The organism is Veillonella sp. HPA0037, assembly GCF_000411535.1.
GTDB classification, from domain to species: domain Bacteria; phylum Bacillota; class Negativicutes; order Veillonellales; family Veillonellaceae; genus Veillonella; species Veillonella atypica.
Window position 1 is genome coordinate 768,352 of sequence record NZ_KE150483.1, and the last position, 21,873, is coordinate 790,224.

Here is a 21,873-nt window from a genome sequence, read left to right on the forward strand (position 1 = left end):
ACAACCTACTTTCTTAATATATCTAATAAATCCTGCGTATTAATAGCACTATTACCTACTGACTTTACATCATCAATAGAAATACTTACACGACCATAACCTCGAGAACCATGTCCTCCAAGATAATCAATTTCTAGTAATGCAAGACCCTCTTGTAAAATCTTCATATCTTCAGTGACTTCAGCTTCGTTTTCAATATTATATGCCACCTTAAACTCAAATACTGTACCCGCTGGAACACGTTCAATTTGTCGAGGCTTAGCACTACCATCAATACGATTAATAACGTTTTCAAACTTAACTTCACCCATATAAGTATCAGTAGCTATATTGGCAAACAGTTGACGTGTTTCGTCTGTAATAAACAAATCATAAAACTGTAAACGTGCTGGCATTATAGGGTCTGCTGATCCAAATAAACGTTTGATTTCCAATTTATCCTTATCTATCGTATTCATTATATAACTATCACAATGACTTTTAACGAGTAAGGTGCGTAATTTACCTTTAATTGAACTGCCAGGAAGAATTGGCTCCTGAGTCACTACATCACGAATAAACGGTGCATCAACAGCACCGATAGGAGCAAAATCTTTACTAGCCCCAATATGCATACCAGTTTCTAGATTAATAGTGCCCGTAATTAGTAATTTACCATGTAAGGATTTTAATGTATCGTTGCTCTCCATATTAAGCGCCTCCTATTATCGATTACCAGATGATGGACGATTATTTTGGTTCGTATTAAATGCTGGTTCTGGTGATTTAGATAACTCTACTGAACGGTACTTATAGAATGCTACTAAGGCCTCTATATATTTACAAAGCAAATCAAAACGCTTAACATCGGTTCCAATATCTTCAATCATATTCAAAAGCTTACTAATATCAATCAATTGCTTTACTGGATAAGCCTTTTTATTACGACCAATAGGCTCTTCAATTCGTCCAGCTTGATACAAAAGCGTAGTTTTTAAAAACCGTACATCCATTGCAATATCATCAGGTAACTTATCAAAAGATTTATTTTTTCGTTGAGCAACACTCAATTTATTTTTTATCACTACTACGCTTGATAAAATTTTACGTAGCTGCGCATATTTTAACAAAAAAGCATTACCATCTTTATTCTTATCCAACTTATTAATAACGGCTTCAGCCACCTTAACAAGGTCTTTACTCCAATTAAATGTATCTTGTGCCATATAGTTATCCTCATTTCGTATCACGCATATAGTAAAGAATGAGGTTGCAAGCTGTTAATAACGCTTTACAATCTGCTTCTGTTTGAATCCAAGTATGAATTGCTGTAACAAATTTTTTATATGATCCATATTTAGGGTCATCTTTCTTAGGTTCTAGACAAGCCAACAAATAAAGAATACGTGCTACATTAATATGCTTTCCTTGTACTCTATCATTTAAAAGACCTTGTAATAAGTACATCAACTTATAAATTAAGCCTTTACCTAATACTAGTTTTGAATCATCCTTAACATTAACACCTGGAATAACAAATAGTTTCTCTAATCTATCAAGTTTATCTTTTATTACTTGCTTAATTAAATCATCCCACTTATACACATGTCGACATATACGTTCTTCACCACTCGCATTTTTATTTGTTTCGAAGCCAAATAAAGCGATACTATCTTTGCCATCATTATCTTTAGCCACACTTTCAAGTAACCCTGTAATCGTTGCCATTTGACTAATTGGATAGGATGGAGAGAATAAAGCTAAACCAGCAGACATAGTGATTTTTTTATCTGTAACCTCAGCTAATTTCTTACGAATATCGATGGCTAATTCTAATAATTCATCCCATGCACCAACAAGGAATACATCATCACCACCAGAATAAATAACGTGTATTTTTCTAGTCGTAACTTGTTTATTTGCCCAAATAGTAAATGGCATAACAGATGTACCGAAACCTTGTACATCGCCTTGAGCTATTTTATTAACGGCAACCTTAAAGAACATCGCTAAATCACGAGATAAGTCAGCATAGCGTGATAATGTACCATATTTAAATTTATTAGAGCCCTCAGAAATAAAGCCTCCAATAAAAGCAGCACCAAGATTATCTACGTCAGCTCGTAATACACCAAGTCGCTTAATACCTTTATCATCACCTAAACCACTAGATGCAGCAAGTTCTTCAAATTCATAAACTTGACCATTGTCCTTACGTGCTACATAATCTGCTAACCAGATACGATTGAATACATTATGTCCAGTTTTAGCTGTATTCTTAGAGTAGATTCTTAGAATCTCATGATCAGTTTCAAACTTTTGTAGTGATGATTCAGTAACTACATAGAGATAGAGTCTCAAATTATCTGCATCATCATTCCAGTTGTTAACATATACTTCAACCTTTGGAATACTTTCACAAGTATCACTATTATTTTGTCGAGCTAATACAAAAACAGTATCTCGACTATCAACAATCTGTTCCCCTAGTCGGTACAAACCATTACAGATAGGACAAGCCTCTGCATCTACATCCTTACCATAAGGAGACAGTGTTGCTGTTGATGTGTGGCAAATGGAACATTCTCGTTCACCATGAAGAACTGTATTATACGTACTATTGGGATTAAATAGATCTGCTAAGTGCTGTTCAGAATATCGTTTAGACTTAGCCTCACCAACAGATTGGCTCACCTTGCGGAATAATGTACGTTGCGATTGAATTAACTCATCGGCTGTTGCTGTGGCGGAGCCAAGCGCTAAATACAATTTAGTACCGAATACTGTTAAGAACCATTCATTAATGGATTTCTCCATAGCTTCAATAGCAGTACTAGTTTTTGTTGTATTAGGGGCCAATATATAAAAATGACCGCCACCATTGTAAATAAGATTTACTCGTGTTAACTGCAATGCATCTAACAACTCATCTACAATTTGTTCCATCAAGATTTCTAAATAGAATGAACGACCACGTAATGATTTCAATGCACCTTTAGACGGAATCGTATAAATAAAATTCTGGATACCAGAAATATCTCCAGATATGAGTCTAAAAGCTGGCATGTTACGGAACTTTTTAGAATTCTGATAACAGTATTCTTTATAATCAGTAATCCCCTGATCTTCAAAATAATGTACTATACTATGTGCAACAGCAGCTGTTATCTTTGAGTGCATATACAAAGAAATATCATTAGCCTGATCTGTTGCTGTGCTAGATGGCATATAAGACACAGTATCTTCATAAATTCTCAGCAACTCATTAACGGACATCTTATCGATTGGTTGTTGCTGAAAGTTACATACTAATACATCATATAACGCCTTATACTTATCACTTGATGCACGTATCGTTTTATCGCTTTCAGGATAATTAAAGTGATCAGATACATCAATGCCACGTAGGTAATACTGTAAAGGTTTATTACTAGTATTACCACCAAATACACGAAAAATTGATTGGAGCGGTAACTCTTTATCAAATTTTTGTGTAGAGGTATTTTCCCCCTCATCAAGATCCCGACGATCTACAGCAGCCGCAATATTATCTGCTTCATACACAATGTATGCATAATCATCATTTTTTAGTTGAGCTGCACTAAGCTCTTTCTCATGATGATACTTTAAACAATGAGTAATACTTTGCTTCAAGCCCATATCGGAAAAATAGGGCTCGATGAAAGCAGCGCCGCGCTTAGAATGTGCATCAGTTCCCTGATTAGCTCGATACACAACTTTGCCGATATCATGAAGCAATGCACCCTTTACCAGTGCATCCCATTTACCCATCACATCGCCTCCAAACTTTTATTACGAAATAAACGACTTATTACTTTCATTATATATTCATCTCTGTTTAAAACCAATAGAGAAATAGTCTTATTTATACAAAAAATCCAGCATATTCACAAAAAAAGAATATACTGGATATATTTTTGTACTCATATGAGTTTTTGAGATAAGACTCATTACCCTATAAAGGGATTTAGTTAACGATAAAAATAGAGTTAGAGAAAGAACTAGAGTTAGAGTTAGATATTTTCGTCCCCATTATGGGGTTATTTAATTTAATGGGATGTTATTTTGATTGTTAATATTATTGAGTGTGATATTGATTTCGTCCCCATCAGGGGATTATTTAATTTAACTTGAGGCTCAACGACCAAAAGTGATATTTGCTGATGCGGTAAGTACGTTTCCGTCCCCATCAGGGGATTATTTAATTTAACGTGTAAATATCCATGTTTTATTTAAGAAAGGAATGTGCTATGGTTTCCGTCCCCATCAGGGGGTTATTTAATTTAACCGCACACCAACGATCGTGAAGCCTAAGCCATGGACTGACATGAGTTTCCGTCCCCATCAGGGGATTATTTAATTTAACCGTGTTAGGGTTAGAAATGCAAAAACAGCCACGATTTACAAGCGGTTTCCGTCCCCATCAGGGGATTATTTAATTTAACAAGTATTACTAGGCATTGCAGGTACATTTGGAAGTGAAAACATGTTTCCGTCCCCATCAGGGGATTATTTAATTTAACGCACTCACCACTTGAAGAGTTTAGACAATATGTACAAGAGATGGTTTCCGTCCCCATCAGGGGATTATTTAATTTAACTTTGCGGGAATGTTATAGCATTGTGAAGAAAAGTATTTTAAAGTTTCCGTCCCCATCAGGGGATTATTTAATTTAACTATCAGCAAGTTGGAACGCTTAGTGGATGAGTTAACGCAAGAAGTGTTTCCGTCCCCATCAGGGGATTATTTAATTTAACACTCCATAGGGTAATTCCTCCTTGAATAAAAACATGGATATTTACACCTACCGTCCCCATCAGGGGATTATTTAATTTAACACAATACGATGTAAACTATTATTATCAACTTTTGAAATAGTCACTACCGTCCCCATCAGGGGATTATTTAATTTAACACCCTGTATCTGAAACAACAGATGTTATCTAACCTAAAACTACCATTAACGGCGGAGATCATAAATTGGGCTTAAAAGGTACTTTAGCATACTAAAATAACATCTATAAATCGCGCCACTATCGTAACGGCGGAAATTTAATTTCAGAGAGTTAATATTTGTGTATATTATAGCACAAAATTTTTAAGGAAGTGCCATATCTTATATAATTAAAATTTGCATATAAAAACAGAGACTCTATAATCTGGTAAATAAATCCATGTTATAACGCTCCCATTATCTATTGCGATAATGGGAGGCTTATTTTTTTCGTTACAGTATTCGTTATTATATTATCCATTAATATTAATATTAGTATAATATCCATATCCCCAAACAACTCGTAATTAGTGCTACAAGTACAGGCACAGAGGTTCGTTTAAGTAAATCTACAGATTTAATATGCGCTACCCCTGCTACACCGACCATAACAGGGCTGATAGGACTCAAGAACAAACCTAGACTAGCCCCATTTTGCATGCCAAGCATGGTCGTAATCGGATCTAGTCCGAGATTAGATACAATATTAGGCACGAGTGGCACTAATGTAAATAAAGGTGCTACATTACTGCCAGTTACCATGCTAAGGCCTAGCATGCCTCCACCCATAACAGAGGTAAGTTCCTCTGAATTTAGAGATAAAGTTTGCAGTGCACTAACTAACGAATCAATAAGTCCTAAACTCACTAAGCCTTGTGCAAAGACTTGTCCACCTATAATGAGGGTTACCGCATAGGAAAACTGATTTCCCATGCCTTCAAAAAATACAGTTGTACTTTTAAGGACGGTCCTTAAATTACGATGACGAATGAGTTCTGCCAATAAAGCAATGCCAAAGGCAAGCATCATGGCAAGGGTTACATTCATCTTTACGCCAGGCAAGCCATATTGGCTAAAGCCCAAGATGAAACATAGTGGTAACAAAGGGAATATCATGTATGGCTTAGGCCCAATTGGCGCCTCAGAAATACTTTCACAGTCACCTACATCCATAGGACCATCTAATCGATCGCGATATCGTTGCCATAAAAAGTGTGCTACCGCCGTCACAACAGCCACCAAGAAATAGAGGCGTAACTGATAACCTACGAAATAGTTTGGTACCGGTATATTAAGTGTCTTGGCTATGAGCAATGTCGAAACGGCACCGGGCCCTACATCCATCAAATGGCCTGTAGCAATAACTGCAGCAGCACCGACAGGACTCACCCCAAGACGCAACAGAACAGGATAGATGGTGACCATCATAAGCAAAGCAAGGCTCAACGGATTCGGTACACATATGGATAACCCCATATTGAGTAGAAACATAAGAGCTAGCACTATGTATGGCCTGTTAAGACGATACAAAGGCTTTATAAATGTATGAGCCAGCCTCGTCCCAGCCCCAATGTGTTCCATATATTTTGCATAACCAGCACAGGTCATGATCATGAGTCCTAAGCTCACTACATTCTCTGATGTTGTAATCCGCACAATATCCATCGCATCAAACACCAGAACGCCTGTAGACTGAGATTCATCTAATATGGCATTAATCCAGTTACCTTCATAGGCGATATACATCATCAGGATGCCCATGCCTATCAAAATTGGCTGCGGTTGATAGCGCTTCATCAGTAATATACCGGTAATAACAATAATGATGAGACATATAAGTATATTCATAAATACCTCTCATATAACAATTCTTGTATTATATATTTATAGTATACACAAAGTACAAATAAAAATACATGATAAAAGCACCATCATCAGCTACGATGATGGTGCTCTATAGTTTTTATACAGTAATACTATTACTTATGCTCTTTCAACCACGCAATAGCATATTCCGCATACACCGCCGATGCAGCAGATAGTACGCTATCGTCCATGGTGAATCGATTGTTATGGTGATCAAAGGTTGCACCCACCTCTGGATTCTGAATACCAATAAAAGCAAAGCACCCTGGTTTTTCTTGTAAGTACCATGCAAAGTCTTCGCCAGGCATAACCTTGCGCATTTTGGAAAGTTTTTCTTTTCCTAGTGTGTCGATAACAACACGTTCAGCTAGTTCACTGGCAGCTGCGTCATTAATGGTTGGCGGTACTTTCTTTTCATAAATCAATTCCGCAGTAGCACCATAAGCTAATGCTGTATGTTCTACTACGCGACGTATAGATTCTACATAATAATCTTCTTGCGTTGGATCAAAGAAACGAATGGTACCACCCATTTGTGCTTCGCCTGGGATGACATTCCATTCTGAGCCAGAATGAATATTACCGATGGTAAGTACAAGAGAGTCTAGGGCGCTCACATTACGAGACACTACAGTTTGTAGGTTCATAACGATGGCACTGGCTACGACAACGGCATCAATGGCTTGATGCGGTTGCGCGCCATGACCTTGTTTGCCCTTTACACGAATCGTAATTTTACTGCTAGCTGCCATGCGTGGGCCTTCTTCTACAGAAATAAGACCAGCTGGTAAATCTATCCATACGTGACCGCCAAAGATGGCATCAATTTTTTCAAACCAATTATCAAACTTCATGAAATCAGGAGCGCCTGCACCGGTTTCTTCGGCCGGTTGGAAGGCAAGGTATACGTCACCTTCGATACGGTCTTTCATAGCAGTAAGCATCTTAGCCGCACCGAGTAATATCGCCATATGTCCGTCATGACCACAGGCATGCATCTTGCCATCTACATCGGATTTAAAATCAAATGTATTATGTTCCTGTACAGGCAAGGCATCGATATCTGCACGAAGGGCAATCGCTTTACCAGATTTAGCGCCATGAATAATGCCGATGAGACCAGTTCCACGTTCTGTATCTACATGAACCTCTACGCCCATGGACTCTAATTCTTTGGCTAGTGTTTTTGTGGTTTCGAACTCTTCATTACTGAGTTCTGGATGTTTATGAAAATACCTACGCCAATCTTGTACATAGATTTTATATTGTTCAATTAAATCGCGACTATGCATGGTATCGCCTCCTTAGCTTTCAGCACAGATTAACAAAATATACTGGAAATCCCCATATTTATGGGAATAACAGGGTAAATGTAAAAGAAAACGACAGGCAATGCCATGTCGTTTTCTTTATGCTTCTCTTATCGATTGCGCAATACTGCTTGTACCGCCAAGGATACAACAGCAGTTGCTACCGCTACAGCTGCTGTAATTTTTGCAGTTGTGCAGAGCTCATCTTTTGTTGGTTTTGCTTTTGCTGCAATGTCTAATGTTTTAGCAACAGCAGGAACCAATACATCATTACGTAAGGATTCTGTATTCATATTTACTCCTCCAATATAGACTATTTATTCTAGGTTATCACGAATAGAATATAAAGTCTACATATTCATCGGATTTTATCTATATATTTATCAATTGTTCATACAAAACGAATGAATCTATCAATGTAAGACTATTTGCTAGCCAATTCACCAATTACATCAGCCAAGATGGTAATTGCTTTTTCTAGTTGTTCTTGAGGGATATTAAGGGCTGGCAATAAACGAACCTTGTTTTTAGCAGATAAACATACTACGCCTTTTTCTAGACATTTAGCAATGACGTCTTTAGGATCTACAGTTGTTTCGATACCAATCATGAGGCCCATACCGCTAACGCCAATAACGCCTGGTTCCCCTTCTAAGGCGTGTTTTACGTAATCTCCTTTAGCTTTCACAGTAGCCAAAAATTCTGGTGTTAACCGTTCAATGATAGTGCAACCTGCAGCCGCACAGATTGGGTTACCACCAAATGTAGTGGCATGCGCACCTGCGGTTAATACGAATTGCGTTTTTTCATTGAATAAAGTAGCTCCCATAGGCAAGCCACCAGCTAAGCCCTTAGCCGTAGATACGATATCTGGTTCGATACCAAATTGTTCATATGCATACAGGCTACCAGTCCGACCATTACCCGTTTGCACTTCATCGATAAGCACGAGTTGATCGTGTTCATGCGCGTATTTTGTAACCGCTTGTACGAATTCCTTATCGAGAGGCATAACGCCACCTTCACCTTGAATTGGTTCCATCATGATAGCGCAAACTGCTGGATTAGCAAGGACTTTCAAAGCCGCATCAATATCATTAGCAGGCGTATGAACGAATCCTTCTGTGAATGGGAAGAAATGTTGATGAAACACATCTTGACCTGTAGCGGACAAGGTTGTTACTGTACGACCATGGAAGCTATTTACAAGCGTAACGATGACATTACGACCATCGCCGTATTTGTCATGGCTATACTTACGAGCTGCCTTGATAGCACATTCATTAGATTCGGCACCAGAGTTACAGAAGAACACCTTTTTCATGCCTGTCCGTTTACATAACATTTCAGCCAATTTAATTTGTGGTACGGAATAATATAAATTTGAAATATGGTTTAATGCATGAGTTTGTGCAATCACGGCCTTGGACCATTCATCATCGTCTACACCAAAGGCGGTAACACCGATACCAGAGCCAAGGTCAATATATTCTTTGCCTTCTACATCCCATAACAAAGAACCTTTGCCTTTTTCAAAGCAAACGTTAAACCGGCCATACGTATTGGCTATATACTCTTTATCTTGTTGTTCAAAATCTTGTGTCTTACTCATCATATCCTCCAAACGTACGGCCTAGCCGCCGTCAATCTATATGCAATGTAACGATGGCAAATGATGTTACCATCGTTATATCTACTATATTACTTTACAAACATTGTGCCAAGACCTTCATCGGTTAATAGTTCGATGAGAATGGCATGTGGAATTTCACCATTGATGATGAAAACCTTTTGAGCCCCTGCATTGATGGCCTCTAAGCAACAGTCTACCTTTGGTATCATGCCACCAGCGATGACGCCCTCTTTTTTCAACTGTTCCGCTTCAGCAAGAGTAATCTTTGAAATAAGGGAATCAGGATCGTTTACATCCCGTAGTACGCCATCGATATTCGTCATGGCCACCATGGTTTCCGCATTGAGGGCACCTGCAATTTTTGCAGCTGCTGTATCGGCATTGACATTATATACATTGCCTTCTGCGTCACAACCAACGGAAGAAATAACCGGAATATATCCCTTACTGATGACATCGTCGATAACCTTTGGATCGATTGTATCAACTTCGCCTACATAGCCAAGTTCTTCATTTTTCTTGTGCACTTGAATGAGTTCACCATCCACGCCACAAAGGCCGATAGCACGGCCACCAAAGCTGATGAGGTCCGCTACGAGGCCTTTATTGACCTTGCCGGCCAGCACCATTTGTACTACATTCATCGTTTCTTTGTCGGTAACGCGCAAGCCATTACTGAATTTCGATTCAATATTCATAGCCTTCAAGGTGCTATTAATATCTGGACCACCGCCGTGAACGAGGACTACTTTCACACCTACCAATTGAAGTAGTAACAAATCATTCATAACGGATTTTTTTAATTCCGGATCCGTCATGGCATTGCCGCCGTATTTTACGACTACGTATTTATCTGTATATTGTTTGATATATGGAACGGCCGCCGTTAAAATGTGCGCCCGCATTGCATTTGTTACACTGTTCATAGTGAAAGCCCCGTTTCTTCTGGCAATCCAAGTGCGATGTTCATACATTGTACGGCTGCACCAGAAGCGCCCTTACCTAAATTATCAAAAATAGCGTGAACGACCATGCGGTCATTATTGCCCGTTACAGAGATAATCATGCCATCCGTATTGCTTAGTTTATTAGCATTTAACAATTGTTTATTGTCTTCTTCTAAGTTAAGTGGTGCTACCTTGACGATAATGCTATCCTTGTAGAAATCTACGAGTGCAGCATGCACATCTTCTACGGTAACAGATTTTGCTAATAGACGTGTATGTAGGCCAACACTGACCTCCATACCGCTGTAGTAATCGTCTACGATAGGTATGAATATTGGCGCTTCTGTAAGGCCACATACATGGGTTACTTCTGGCAAATGTTTATGTTGTTGACTAAGGCCATATTGACGTGGTGCGTAAAGGAAATAATCCTTTGGCTCCGATTCATATTGACCAATCATCTTCTTACCGCCACCGCTATAGCCTGTTAAGGATGTAATGGTAAAAGGATAATCTACTGGGGCAATGCCTGCTTTCACAAGAGGTGCAATGCAAGCAATCATGCCGCTTGCATGACAGCCAGGATTGGCAATATGTTGTTTTGTTTTAATATCGTTTTCATAGCTTTCACCAAGTTCAGGAAAGCCATAGGCCCAATCATCAGCCGTTCTAAATGCTGTGGATGTGTCGATAATCTTGCAAGGGTAATCGCCGATAGCAGCCACCACCTCTTTGGAGGCCGCATCAGGCAAGCACAAGAACACAATATCCGCGTCCTTTGCAATACTCGCAATAACATCAATATTTTTACGGTCCTCATCGGAGATGGATAATAATGTAATATCCTTCCGACCGGATAGCCGTTCATGAATTCTAAGGCCCGTCGTTCCTTCGTGACCTACGATAAATACCTTATATGGATTCATATGATAACCTTCTTTACTATACGTGCTAGATGACCTCTCCCGCCATCTGTGTTCTAACTATTATTTCATTGGATAGTCGCCAAATGTAGCAACCATAACCGCCTTAATGGTATGCAAGCGATTTTCTGCTTCTTGGAATGCCAAGGAGTTTGGACCTTCAAATACGTCCTCTGTGACTTCGATACCATTCATGCCGAACCGTTCAAAGATATCTTTACCAACTTGCGTTTCCGTATTGTGGAATGCTGGCAAGCAGTGACAGAATTTCGTATTTGGATTGCCTGTTAAAGCCATCATATCCGCATTGATTTGGAATGGTTTAAAGAGGTTAATCCGTTCTTCCCACATATCGTAAGTATCGCCCATCGTTACCCATACACCTGTGTAAATCACATCAAGGCCTTTCACGCCTTCCGCCACATTATCTGTGCATGTAATCGTAGCGCCTGTTTCCTTCGCTACCTTCAAGCATTCTTCGTAGAACGGACCTGCTGGCCAGAATTGTTTAGGACCGATGAGGCGGAAATCCATGCCCATTTTCACGGCACCGCTCATCAAAGCGTTACACATATTGGATTGACCATGGCCTACATAAGCATAGGAAATTTCGTTCAATGGCTTGTCGATATTTTCTTGCAATGTAAGGAAATTAGCCAATGTTTGTGTAGGATGATCCATATCGGTTAGGCCATTCCATACAGGCACGCCTGAATATTGTTCCAATGTATCCACGTCTTCTTGGTCAAAGCCACGGAATTCAATAGCATCATACATGGAACCAAGAACACGCGCCGTATCCTTTAAGGATTCTTTTTTATTCATTTGGGATCCTGTAGGACCAAGGTATGTCGTATGCGCCCCTTGGTCTGCTGCCCCTACTTCAAAGGCACACCGTGTTCTCGTAGAATCCTTTTCAAAGATGAGTACGAAATTTTTGCCTTCCATCGTTTTGATTTCTGTGCCCGCTTTTTTATCTGCCTTTAATTTAGCAGCTAGATCTAAGTAATATTTAATTTCTTCTGGTGTGTAATCTAGCATTGTCTTAAATGATTTATTATGTAAACTTTTCATGATAACTCCTTCAATCTATACGGTATATATTTATACAATTTTATTTTTGTTATTTGTGAAAGCTACTCTTTCGGTTGTAAATATTCTGCAGCTAGTGCCGCCATCATGGTAATACCGGATTCTAAAATCTTTTCATCAATGGTAAACTCTGCATTATGAAGTGCTGGATTGCCTTCAAAACCGGTTCCCAACCAAAGGAAAGCACCTTTGATTTTGTGTAAGTATGCAGAAAAATCTTCTGCCGCCATAGACGGATGTTCTGGATGTACCACAGCGTCTTTGCCAAGGTATTTTTCTACGATTGATGTAGCATAGTCGATGGCATCTGGGTCATTCGTTGTCGCTCCGTGGCCGCGTTTATAATCTAAGGTACTCTTTGTTTTGTACATCATATCCAAAGCTTGTAAGCTTTCACCTAAACGACGTTCAATATAGTCACGTTTCGCTGGTTCGTAGGTACGACAAGTCCCTTCGAGGTATACATCGCCGCAGCCTACATTATAGCGGTCACCACCGTTGATTACCCCAATGGTGCATACGAGATTTTCCATTGGATTCGTCTCACGGGCCACCATGGATTCTACATTAACAATCCAGTTGGCCGCAGCCACGATGGCATCGATACCATTGTGAGGTTCTGCACCATGCGTAGATTTACCGTGGATGTGCACGAAAAAATGATCAGATGCCGCCATAAGATGACCTTTCTTAAGGCCTACCGTGCCTACCGGCAATTGAGGCCATACATGAAGTCCAAAAATTTCATCTACATCATCTAGGATACCGCTGTCCACAATGCCTTGTGCACCAGGAAATAACGCCTCTTCTTCAGAAGGTTGGAATACGAGTTTAACGGTACCGTGCAATTCATCTTTTATAGATTGCAACACAGCCGCCGCACCAAGCAAAATCGATATATGTCCATCGTGTCCGCAAGCATGCATAACACCTTCGTTTTGTGATGCAAAAGGTAAACCCGTCTCTTCATGTATTGGCAATGCATCAATATCAGCTCGTAACGCAATAACAGGGCCTGTGTGAGCGCCCTGTATTTCACCGATAACTGCATAATCTGAAACATCATTGACAAATGGAATCCCTAGTTCTCCAAGAGTCTTTTGAATGAATAAAGATGTTTCTTTTTCTTGACCAGATAATTCTGGATGACTATGAATATGTCGACGCCATGCTATAACTTGTTCTTTATATTGTGCTGCATATTTTTTTATTAAATCTTGTAATGTATTCATGACGTTATCTCCTTTATACACACCATGTATAATTTATACATTTATTGTGTATTTTTATAACCTATGTACGTATTATAATACTATCACTTATATTATTCAAGTTTTATACATATATTTTGTATTTTTATTTGTTATGCTATGCATTAATTTTAATCATAGAACTATAAGCTATAAATTATATGAATTTCTAAGTATAAAAAAAGCTGTAATAGCATGCGTTGATGTAACGCATACTACTACAGCTCTATTTATTTTTCAATGACAGACTCATCTATCTGTGTACCATCAGCCAAAAAGGCTCTTACAACTAATCGATTTGGTGTAACCGTCATAGTCATATAATTACTTACCTCTCGATCTGGTATTACATATACATCGAGGGGATGTTGTTTCCACTTAGGACGCTGCGCATCCCCTGCTATACCGGTAAGAATATATAAAGGCCCCGATGCATCGCGGTCAAAGTTTCGTACATGGCCCCGATTACGATAAGAATGTAAATGAGCGGATAAGACTAAATCTACATGAAACTCATCGAAGATAGGCATGAATAATACACCTTCTTCATCAAATCCTGCAGCACGGCTAGCGCCAGGTCGATCAAAGGCATATTGAAATGGATCTCGATGCATGAGGACTACGGTCCATTTCTTCGTATTCGACGCTAAATCTTGTCTTAGCCACTGCACCTGTACATCGTATAAATCAGGGTGATGTGTATCGTGATTATCCTCATGAGTACTTTCATATAGCTGCGTATCCAACACAACATAATGGACATCGCCATAATCATAGGAATAATACCTACGATTGAAAGTGGCATTACCATTATTCGGTACATCAAAATAGCTCAAATAGGCACGAGGCTCACGCATCTTCCAATCTAAGGTATACATCTCGTGATTGCCCAGTGTAGGGGCCAAAGGAATACGTGCACTCAACGGCTTAATGGAATCGAGCCACGTACGCCATTGATAAGCCTGTTCACCATTATCTACGAGGTCCCCCATACTGATATACAAGGCCGCATTTGGATTCCTATCAGCAGAATTCTTTACAATTTGTTCCCACCCAGAATAATCGCCAGATTGAGAATCTGGATAGATGAGAACCTCATACTCACCAGCACCTGCCGTTTCTAAGGAATACCAATCACTACGGCGGTCTGTACTATAACCAACGCGATATTCATATTTAGTATTAGGTGTTAAATCCGTAATTGTCCCTTCATGAATATACGTCGTACTACCATCATCTGTGAAAGCAGTATCCGTAGCCGATAATGTCTTAATATCATCACTACCAACTAGCCGATACTCAATAACCGCATCAGGTTCGCTACTATCCGATTGCCACATAATGGTTCGACTCGTGCTATTATCCTTTGCTACGATTTGGCGTATATAACGACTTTCAGAATCAAGGAGAGGTTTTATCTCTTGGCCACTTACAACAGCTACCGTTCGAGCGATTCGACTTTGTATGGCATCTTTATATATATAGCCTCCAGTAACTAAAGCAGCTAGCGCTACAATAGCTACAGTCATTTTTACTAATCTATTTTTTCTCATAAAATTCTTGAACATCTACTTTTCTATATCTAGCAGAAATACATCCCAACATATTTAATTGCGGTATGTTCCATTCATTAGGTAAATAGATATCACAGGCTACCTCAAATGTATCTAATCTATCTATATTACTCAATTCACAATACCTCTATTAAAGAATTTCTCTACTATTTTTCGTAATATTGTTTCATTTGTGTATAGCCATTGACGATGACCTCAATTTCACCAGTTCTAGGATGAAAAATAAGACCATGAACAGGTACGTCTTTTGGAATCAACGGATTCATACGCAATTCGTCCACTGTTTCCTCTACATTTTCAGCAGGATGTGTAAACCCATCCGCCCAGTGTTCCATTTCCTTTTTAACCATGTGAATCGCTTCTGGTGCAATACCACGAGCTAACATTTTCTCTGTTAAGTTTTTAGCTGTTGTTTTAGCCATACCACATTCATGGTGACCGATGATAAAGATTTCATTAACACCGAGTTCATAAATGCAAACCAATAAACTACGAACAACACCATCAAAAGGTCCTGTAATACAATTACCTGCTGTCTTAACAATCTTAGCCTCACCACGACCAATATCCATGGAATCCTCTAAGAAATTCACAAGGCGCGTATCCATACACGTTACAATCGCCATCTGACGGCTCGGCATCTTACTGCATTTTGTATCCGTTTCTACATAACCAGTATTCTGGTCCTCTACATACTCACGATTGTGTGCCAAAATATCTTCTAATAAACTCATATGTCCTCCTACTCAAAAAGACCTTGTCTAAATTAAAGCAAGGTCTCTATATTTAATACATTCGATATTTTATTATACCATAAATCTGAATCCCCGATTTCTCCTGTCCATAGACTTCGGCTCGCTTAGTGACAGTAATAAACCGAAAGGAAGAGAGTGTTGAGTAGTCCGTGCTCGCGAGCGACTTTGGCCCTGCGAAGCCCGAAGGGCGAAGTCAGACCCGGCCGGTGGAGCGAGCAAGTATGGGCTACTCAACCTGAATACTCTAGGTCTATATGTCACTAGCGATCCGGAGTCGCCAATGCTTCAATAGCGACACTACCACCACGGACGACTTCGATGCGATTAACGAACATGTCTTTAAACAAGGCAATCATATCATTATTCTTAGACACGGTCTTTACGCATTGTACAAGTACGGATTTTCGATTGTAGTCGATGACCTTAAGGTCAAAGGTTTCTGCAATGCGGAATATTTCTTGTTTGTCTGCTTCTTTACAGCTATTAATCTTGATGAATAGTAATTCTTTTTTTGTAATCGGCATATCCGTAAAATCGATAACCTTAATGACTTCTACACTGCGGTTAAGTTGCTTAATGATTTGTTCATATGTCAAATCATCGCATGTGAGCTCTATGGTCATACGTGACATGGTAGGGTCTTCTGTTTCACCGACTGTCAACGTATCAAGGTTATAGTTTTTACCAGCGAAGAGGCCTGAAATTTTGGCCAATACGCCGATTTGGTTTTCTACATATGCTGAAATGCAGCGTTTTTCTAAATGTAATTCCATAGCCCCTCCTATTTTTTATCCTTTAATAACATGTCGCTCAACGATTTACCTGCTGGTACCATTGGCAATACATTTAACTCTGTTGGAACGATACATTCAATAAGTGTTGGTCCTTTTTTGAAAGCATCCGCTTTTGTAAAGGCCGCTTCTAGTTCTTCAACTTTTGTAACACGTATACCTTGTGCACCATAGGCTTCTGCTAATTTCACAAAGTCTGGTACATATTCAAATTCATCGTTATCAATCATATCACGAGTGACAATAGCGCTTTCATCCATCAATAAATTAGTACATGCATAGCGTTTATCGTAGAATAATTGTTGCCACTGACGTACATTGCCAAGATAGCCATTGTTGATGACAACCAAGGTCACAGGCAAATGGTAATGCATAGCTGTTGCAAATTCTTGAATATTCATTTGCACGCCCCCATCCCCACAAATGGCGAATACGCGTTTTGTAGGATTGCCAAATTGAGCACCAATAGCCGCAGGGAATCCATAACCCATCGTACCTAAACCACCAGATGTCAACAATTGATGATTGCCTTCAATTTCGAGGAATTGCGTAGTCCACAATTGGTTTTGACCTACATCGGTTGTCACCACTGGACGGTCATAATGATTATTAATGTAGTCGATAATATTTTGAGGCGTAAGACCTTCTTCACCAGCTTGCGTAACAGGACGCTCTTCTTTTAACTGTTGCAATTGAGCTGGCCAATCGCCTAAGTCGTGAGGTTCAATATATTCTAATAGAGCTTCAATCGCTAGTTTTGCATCCGCCACGATTGGAATATCTACCTTAATATTTTTAGAGATAGATGCAGCATCTACGTCAATATGTACAATTTTGCAGTTTTGTGCAAATGTACTCAATTTGCCAGTAATACGGTCATTGAAACGAGTACCAATGGAGATCATCACATCACAATCGGTAATAGCCACATTCGGTGCATAACCACCGTGAATGCCTACATTGCCTAAGTACAATGGATGACGTGAACTAATAGCACCTTTCCCCATCAAGGTAGTGACTACAGGGATACCCGTTTTATCTACCAGCTGTGTCATCAATTCATTAGCACCACTGATGCTAATACCGCCACCTAATAAGAATAAAGGACGTTTAGCCTTAGCAATAACGGAGCACGCTTTTTTTACCTGACCAATGTGAACTGTCGTGTTTGGCTTATAACCACGAATGTTAACTTCATCAGGGTATACATCAGAGCCCATCGCTTTTTGGATATTCTTCGGAATATCTACAACAACAGGGCCTGGACGACCTGTTCGAGCAATGTAAAAGGCTTCTTTCAAAATACGTCCTAAATCTTTACGGTCACGAACGGTAACAGCATATTTACTTACATTACGAACAATGCCGACCGTATCTACTTCTTGGAATGCATCATTTCCCATCAACGCCAAATCAACTTGGCCTGTAATACACACCATAGGTACACTATCTGAGTAGGCTGTAGCAATACCGGTAACAAGATTTGTCGCACCTGGGCCAGAAGTAACCATGCAAACGCCAACCTTACCAGTGCTGCGTGCATAACCATCAGCAGCATGTGCTAATGCTTGCTCATGGCGAGGTAAAATTACTTTCACCTGATCTTGTTTGTATAATTCATCCATAATATCGATGGTTGCTGCACCAGGATAGTTGAATAAAATCTCAACATTCTCCTCTTGCAATGCTTTCACCACATATGCGGCACCTGAAATCATAGCCATCCTCCTATATACCAACCTACAAATGCTAGTAGATTATATCTAAAAAATTGAATATTACTGTTATTTATGATATACTTTTTAATATATCATATCTTAGTTGATGTGAGTATGAAATAACTCAATAAATCACTAAATTTAGTCGTATTTTCTGAAAGGACTGAATACTATGAAAGAAATTTTAGGTTTCCACTTAAACGGTTGCCCTTATTGCCATAACGCATTCCGTGCAATCGAAGAATTACAAGCAGAAAATCCTGCATATAAAAATATCAAAATCAACTGGGTTGAGGATCAAGATGCTCACGAATTATTCAAAACGCATCCATATGAATACTACCCTAACCTTTGGTTCGGTACTGATAAACAATACGAAGCACAACCTGGTGAAAGCTATGACCAAACTAAGGCATACATCAAGGCTGTATTCGACAAAGCGCTTGCATAAAACTATATAACTAATAAAAATGCACCTCTAACATACAATTTAATGTAAGAGGTGCATTTTATTATGCCTTAGTATTAATACTTTTTTTGTCTTTCCATTCTAAATACATATGACGAATAACCTGAATTGGAGAATGTAGTAGCATCCGCGGACCACCATAGCGCATGATTTCACGGATTTTTTCTCGGTAGGTCGGCGCATAACAATGTGTTTTGCATACGCTACAGAACGTCTTATGCTCCATATGTGGGCATACATCGATACGATGCTGTGCATACTGCCATACCTGTTCACAATCTTCGCATAGTTGGCCCTTCGGCGTATGATGTTTATCATGACAATAGATGCCAATGATTTGACGCATCGTTTTTAGTTCTAATTGACGCTTCTCTTCTACTGTCATAATACCTCCTACTTAACCGACCACGATACCCATGCAACCGTATCCACTGTTTTATTATGAATTTTACCATCTATAGTACGAGGTTCAATGAGTTGTCTAATTTCTCGCTTCATATCTTCTATGGTCCCCCACTCAGTATTGTGGAGGCGCAACGTAAAATAATCTACCGCTTTATCGATGCTCATAACCTCTGTTTCAGGAACTGTTTTGTAGGTAACTTTCACATTATGACCTATCTCATGAATGGCATCTAAACATTCTTTCATTTTACCAGCCCACGGAAATGAATCTCGTCCGAAGAAATGTTTTGACAACATATCTACCGTTTCATCCATACGTTCACTAAACGCAATCCATAGACATGTATCATGGCTTGCATCATGCATGGCACGTATATTCTCTACATCAAACATGATAGGACAGAAAATACTATATGCCAAATCAAACGTTTTATTCCAACCTAATCTTTGTCTAGTTTCTTCAGACCATGGTGCAATATATAAACTCACATCAAGGCCTTCTGTATCTGCCAGTTGTTTTGCACCCTGAATCATACCATCGGATAAATCAATGCCCGTAGTTTTATAGCCTTCTCTAGCTAGTCCAAGTGCGTAATCGCCGACACCACAACCAATATCGAGGGCAGTCCCACCATTTGGAGGTAATAGATGTTCGTCCTTTAAAAATGAGAGAAAGTCAGTTACCTGTGCCTTACGATCTGCTCGATTATGTAGTTCTACGAAAAATTTAGATCGATTATTCCAGGCCGCTTGTTCATCGCGCCAATCATGGAGATCAACGGATACTTCTTGTATTGTATTATTCATATTATATCCTCTACTATGATACTGTATATGTGACTGTAAATATAGTTAACGCAATATCCATATGGCCCTATCGTTCCAAATGGGCAGTTCAGATTTTGTATATGGATACTATATTTTTATTGTATATTATTCTCAATAAAATTTGTGTTACTATAGTCACATTTACATATATTATCTAAAGTATCGAATATCCTATTCTATATATTTACATTGTATCGGATAAAATATATCGTATAGAACGTCCCTTGCCAATCTGTTTAAGTCGCCCCTTCTCCACTAATCGTCGTAACACTCTACCGCTCGTGGCCTGTGCTACTTTTAATTCTGTATCAACATCACTCCGTTTGATGCTTCCACAATCACGAACTAGATTTATAATCTGCTCTTCTTGCTGATAGCTAATTTTAGGTACATTATGTTCAGATATAGGCTCATCAATATTGCAATTTGGTAATATTAATTTAAATGCATTAGTAGTCACAATAATTTGAGGTTTAACTGTTTTATTTTTATAGGCATCCATAATTTTTTGTAAGCCTGTCCCATAGGCTTCAATTAATTCTAACCGATAAAATACATTAGCTAATTTGGGATTCCGGCACAATGAAAACCCATCTAATAAAATATCGTCTAAACTAGTTCTAGGTGGCAAACCGCCAAGCGATGTAAACTCAATACGATTATCATATATGCCTATGGTTGGACTAGCCATATACGAATAATCTCTATGAACTAGCATATTTAATAATGCTTCACGAATAGCAATCTGTGGATAATCTCGTTTATCCTTTCTATGAAGCCCTTCAATAGTGGCTTTAACTGCATTTCGATTATCTATATACGCGTACGCTTCATATAATTGTTCTAATAAGGCCCCTCTGATTTCACGCCTGTCTCTAAAAATATATCCATCGGTTCCCTGAAATACTGCAATTTTCAACTCATGAGGACATTGATCAGACAATAGTAACCCCAGATTGGTATAAATATCATCAAATTCAGTAATGCCTAAGGTTCTTTTTTGCGAATCATTAAAGGCTAGAGTTTTATCATCAAATTCATGTTTTAACCGTTTAAATGTTAATTTTTGTTGTAAGGATCTAGCACTTTCGTAACTATCTCCGTCAGTATCGCGAATCATATCCTTAATTAACATATCACTAGCTGGCACAGAAGCGAAACCTTGTCGCACATATACACCACTAGGTTTTAATCCCTTACTATGAATATAATAAGGCCTTAACGTGCCACGTTGGACTGTAATTTTTAATATATTTTTATCATGCTCTACCAAATTATCGTAATGAATAAATGCAGTAATATCTGGCTTAATGGAATCTCGAACTAAATTACCTATTTTCAACATAAGGGCATCACAATCATCTATACCTACAATATCGCCATTATCATCAATACCAACATAAATAGTACCACCATTAGTATTAGCAAAGGCAATAATCTCCTTACGAATATCCGCTGTATATTCTCTTTTTAATTCTATTATTTCCGATTCTTTATACATAAAATCCTCCTTTCCAATCTAATCTAATCTAATCTA

19 protein-coding genes and 1 CRISPR repeat array are annotated in these 21,873 nt (G+C 38.8%); of the genes, 1 reads left to right on the top strand and 18 read right to left on the bottom strand.

Annotated features, from left to right (window positions below):
- Window positions 1-5: 5 nt before the first annotated feature.
- The 15 genes from csm3 to ilvB form a co-directional block, all read right to left on the bottom strand.
- Window positions 6-689, bottom strand: a complete 684-nt coding sequence (csm3, locus tag HMPREF1477_RS03635; protein ID WP_016475858.1) for a type III-A CRISPR-associated RAMP protein Csm3 — start codon at window positions 687-689, stop codon at window positions 6-8.
- 15 nt (window positions 690-704) lie between these two features.
- Entirely contained in the window at window positions 705-1,205 is a 501-nt protein-coding gene (csm2, locus tag HMPREF1477_RS03640) for a type III-A CRISPR-associated protein Csm2 (RefSeq protein ID WP_016475859.1), read from the bottom strand.
- A 10-nt stretch (window positions 1,206-1,215) separates the two neighbouring features.
- Window positions 1,216-3,771: a type III-A CRISPR-associated protein Cas10/Csm1 gene (gene cas10, locus HMPREF1477_RS03645; RefSeq protein WP_016475860.1), complete on the bottom strand. Its 2,556-nt coding sequence runs from the start codon at window positions 3,769-3,771 to the stop codon at window positions 1,216-1,218.
- A 248-nt stretch (window positions 3,772-4,019) separates the two neighbouring features.
- Window positions 4,020-4,916: direct repeats of the CRISPR family, unit length 31 nt; unit sequence CCGTCCCCATCAGGGGATTATTTAATTTAAC.
- Window positions 4,917-5,267: 351 nt separating this feature from the next.
- The gene (gene dcuC, locus HMPREF1477_RS03650; protein WP_016475861.1) at window positions 5,268-6,623 is read right to left on the bottom strand and encodes a C4-dicarboxylate transporter DcuC; all 1,356 of its coding nucleotides are present in this window, start codon (window positions 6,621-6,623) and stop codon (window positions 5,268-5,270) included.
- 131 nt (window positions 6,624-6,754) lie between these two features.
- Window positions 6,755-7,933, bottom strand: a complete 1,179-nt coding sequence (locus HMPREF1477_RS03655; protein ID WP_016475862.1) for a M20 family metallopeptidase — start codon at window positions 7,931-7,933, stop codon at window positions 6,755-6,757.
- A 128-nt stretch (window positions 7,934-8,061) separates the two neighbouring features.
- The gene (locus HMPREF1477_RS03660; RefSeq protein WP_005378597.1) at window positions 8,062-8,244 is read right to left on the bottom strand and encodes a hypothetical protein; all 183 of its coding nucleotides are present in this window, start codon (window positions 8,242-8,244) and stop codon (window positions 8,062-8,064) included.
- A 131-nt stretch (window positions 8,245-8,375) separates the two neighbouring features.
- On the bottom strand, window positions 8,376-9,563 hold the full coding sequence (locus tag HMPREF1477_RS03665; RefSeq protein ID WP_016475863.1) for an aspartate aminotransferase family protein: 1,188 nt from the start codon (window positions 9,561-9,563) through the stop codon (window positions 8,376-8,378).
- 89 nt (window positions 9,564-9,652) lie between these two features.
- Entirely contained in the window at window positions 9,653-10,510 is an 858-nt protein-coding gene (gene argB / locus HMPREF1477_RS03670) for an acetylglutamate kinase (protein WP_016475864.1), read from the bottom strand.
- Complete coding sequence (gene argC / locus HMPREF1477_RS03675) at window positions 10,507-11,457, bottom strand: N-acetyl-gamma-glutamyl-phosphate reductase (RefSeq protein ID WP_016475865.1); 951 nt, start codon at window positions 11,455-11,457, stop codon at window positions 10,507-10,509. Before argC ends, argB begins: the two co-directional genes overlap by 4 nt.
- Before the next feature lie 60 nt (window positions 11,458-11,517).
- A complete protein-coding gene (gene argF, locus HMPREF1477_RS03680; RefSeq protein ID WP_005378617.1) occupies window positions 11,518-12,528 on the bottom strand; it encodes an ornithine carbamoyltransferase in 1,011 nt (336 codons plus the stop codon).
- Between the two features lie 62 nt (window positions 12,529-12,590).
- Window positions 12,591-13,778, bottom strand: a complete 1,188-nt coding sequence (locus tag HMPREF1477_RS03685) for a M20 family metallopeptidase (protein WP_016475866.1) — start codon at window positions 13,776-13,778, stop codon at window positions 12,591-12,593.
- A 248-nt stretch (window positions 13,779-14,026) separates the two neighbouring features.
- Window positions 14,027-15,349, bottom strand: a complete 1,323-nt coding sequence (locus HMPREF1477_RS03690; RefSeq protein WP_016475867.1) for a metallophosphoesterase family protein — start codon at window positions 15,347-15,349, stop codon at window positions 14,027-14,029.
- 167 nt (window positions 15,350-15,516) lie between these two features.
- Complete coding sequence (locus HMPREF1477_RS03695; protein ID WP_016475868.1) at window positions 15,517-16,104, bottom strand: carbonic anhydrase; 588 nt, start codon at window positions 16,102-16,104, stop codon at window positions 15,517-15,519.
- A gap of 281 nt (window positions 16,105-16,385) precedes the next feature.
- Window positions 16,386-16,898 (bottom strand): acetolactate synthase small subunit, encoded by a 513-nt coding sequence (gene ilvN, locus HMPREF1477_RS03700; RefSeq protein ID WP_016475869.1) that lies wholly within the window; start codon window positions 16,896-16,898, stop codon window positions 16,386-16,388.
- Window positions 16,899-16,906: 8 nt separating this feature from the next.
- Window positions 16,907-18,634: a biosynthetic-type acetolactate synthase large subunit gene (gene ilvB / locus HMPREF1477_RS03705; RefSeq protein ID WP_016475870.1), complete on the bottom strand. Its 1,728-nt coding sequence runs from the start codon at window positions 18,632-18,634 to the stop codon at window positions 16,907-16,909.
- A gap of 172 nt (window positions 18,635-18,806) precedes the next feature.
- On the opposite strand from ilvB, the gene HMPREF1477_RS03710 reads away from it, so the two are divergent.
- The gene (locus tag HMPREF1477_RS03710; RefSeq protein ID WP_016475871.1) at window positions 18,807-19,085 is read left to right on the top strand and encodes a hypothetical protein; all 279 of its coding nucleotides are present in this window, start codon (window positions 18,807-18,809) and stop codon (window positions 19,083-19,085) included.
- 61 nt (window positions 19,086-19,146) lie between these two features.
- Here HMPREF1477_RS03710 and HMPREF1477_RS03715 read toward each other — a convergent pair whose 3' ends face one another.
- The 3 genes from HMPREF1477_RS03715 to HMPREF1477_RS03725 all read right to left on the bottom strand — a co-directional run bounded on the left by HMPREF1477_RS03715 (window position 19,147) and on the right by HMPREF1477_RS03725 (window position 21,837).
- Complete coding sequence (locus HMPREF1477_RS03715; protein ID WP_005381955.1) at window positions 19,147-19,488, bottom strand: nitrous oxide-stimulated promoter family protein; 342 nt, start codon at window positions 19,486-19,488, stop codon at window positions 19,147-19,149.
- An 8-nt stretch (window positions 19,489-19,496) separates the two neighbouring features.
- Window positions 19,497-20,315, bottom strand: coding sequence for a class I SAM-dependent methyltransferase (locus HMPREF1477_RS03720; RefSeq protein ID WP_016475872.1), 819 nt, complete (start codon window positions 20,313-20,315; stop codon window positions 19,497-19,499).
- Window positions 20,316-20,520: 205 nt separating this feature from the next.
- Window positions 20,521-21,837 carry an RNA-binding domain-containing protein gene (locus HMPREF1477_RS03725; RefSeq protein WP_016475873.1) on the bottom strand — a complete coding sequence of 439 codons (1,317 nt, stop codon included), beginning with the start codon at window positions 21,835-21,837 and terminating at the stop codon, window positions 20,521-20,523.
- Window positions 21,838-21,873: the final 36 nt, after the last annotated feature.

Excerpts from the sequence above, each read along its gene's own strand:
- csm3 (WP_016475858.1), bottom strand. The coding sequence starts at position 689 with ATGGAGAGCAACGATACATTAAAATCCTTACATGGTAAATTACTAATT.
- csm2 (WP_016475859.1), bottom strand. The coding sequence starts at position 1,205 with ATGGCACAAGATACATTTAATTGGAGTAAAGACCTTGTTAAGGTGGCT.
- cas10 (WP_016475860.1), bottom strand. The coding sequence starts at position 3,771 with ATGGGTAAATGGGATGCACTGGTAAAGGGTGCATTGCTTCATGATATC.
- dcuC (WP_016475861.1), bottom strand. The coding sequence starts at position 6,623 with ATGAATATACTTATATGTCTCATCATTATTGTTATTACCGGTATATTA.
- HMPREF1477_RS03655 (WP_016475862.1), bottom strand. The coding sequence starts at position 7,933 with ATGCATAGTCGCGATTTAATTGAACAATATAAAATCTATGTACAAGAT.
- HMPREF1477_RS03660 (WP_005378597.1), bottom strand. The coding sequence starts at position 8,244 with ATGAATACAGAATCCTTACGTAATGATGTATTGGTTCCTGCTGTTGCT.
- HMPREF1477_RS03665 (WP_016475863.1), bottom strand. The coding sequence starts at position 9,563 with ATGAGTAAGACACAAGATTTTGAACAACAAGATAAAGAGTATATAGCC.
- argB (WP_016475864.1), bottom strand. The coding sequence starts at position 10,510 with ATGAACAGTGTAACAAATGCAATGCGGGCGCACATTTTAACGGCGGCC.
- argC (WP_016475865.1), bottom strand. The coding sequence starts at position 11,457 with ATGAATCCATATAAGGTATTTATCGTAGGTCACGAAGGAACGACGGGC.
- argF (WP_005378617.1), bottom strand. The coding sequence starts at position 12,528 with ATGAAAAGTTTACATAATAAATCATTTAAGACAATGCTAGATTACACA.
- HMPREF1477_RS03685 (WP_016475866.1), bottom strand. The coding sequence starts at position 13,778 with ATGAATACATTACAAGATTTAATAAAAAAATATGCAGCACAATATAAA.
- HMPREF1477_RS03690 (WP_016475867.1), bottom strand. The coding sequence starts at position 15,349 with ATGAGAAAAAATAGATTAGTAAAAATGACTGTAGCTATTGTAGCGCTA.
- HMPREF1477_RS03695 (WP_016475868.1), bottom strand. The coding sequence starts at position 16,104 with ATGAGTTTATTAGAAGATATTTTGGCACACAATCGTGAGTATGTAGAG.
- ilvN (WP_016475869.1), bottom strand. The coding sequence starts at position 16,898 with ATGGAATTACATTTAGAAAAACGCTGCATTTCAGCATATGTAGAAAAC.
- ilvB (WP_016475870.1), bottom strand. The coding sequence starts at position 18,634 with ATGATTTCAGGTGCCGCATATGTGGTGAAAGCATTGCAAGAGGAGAAT.
- HMPREF1477_RS03710 (WP_016475871.1), top strand. The coding sequence starts at position 18,807 with ATGAAAGAAATTTTAGGTTTCCACTTAAACGGTTGCCCTTATTGCCAT.
- HMPREF1477_RS03715 (WP_005381955.1), bottom strand. The coding sequence starts at position 19,488 with ATGACAGTAGAAGAGAAGCGTCAATTAGAACTAAAAACGATGCGTCAA.
- HMPREF1477_RS03720 (WP_016475872.1), bottom strand. The coding sequence starts at position 20,315 with ATGAATAATACAATACAAGAAGTATCCGTTGATCTCCATGATTGGCGC.
- HMPREF1477_RS03725 (WP_016475873.1), bottom strand. The coding sequence starts at position 21,837 with ATGTATAAAGAATCGGAAATAATAGAATTAAAAAGAGAATATACAGCG.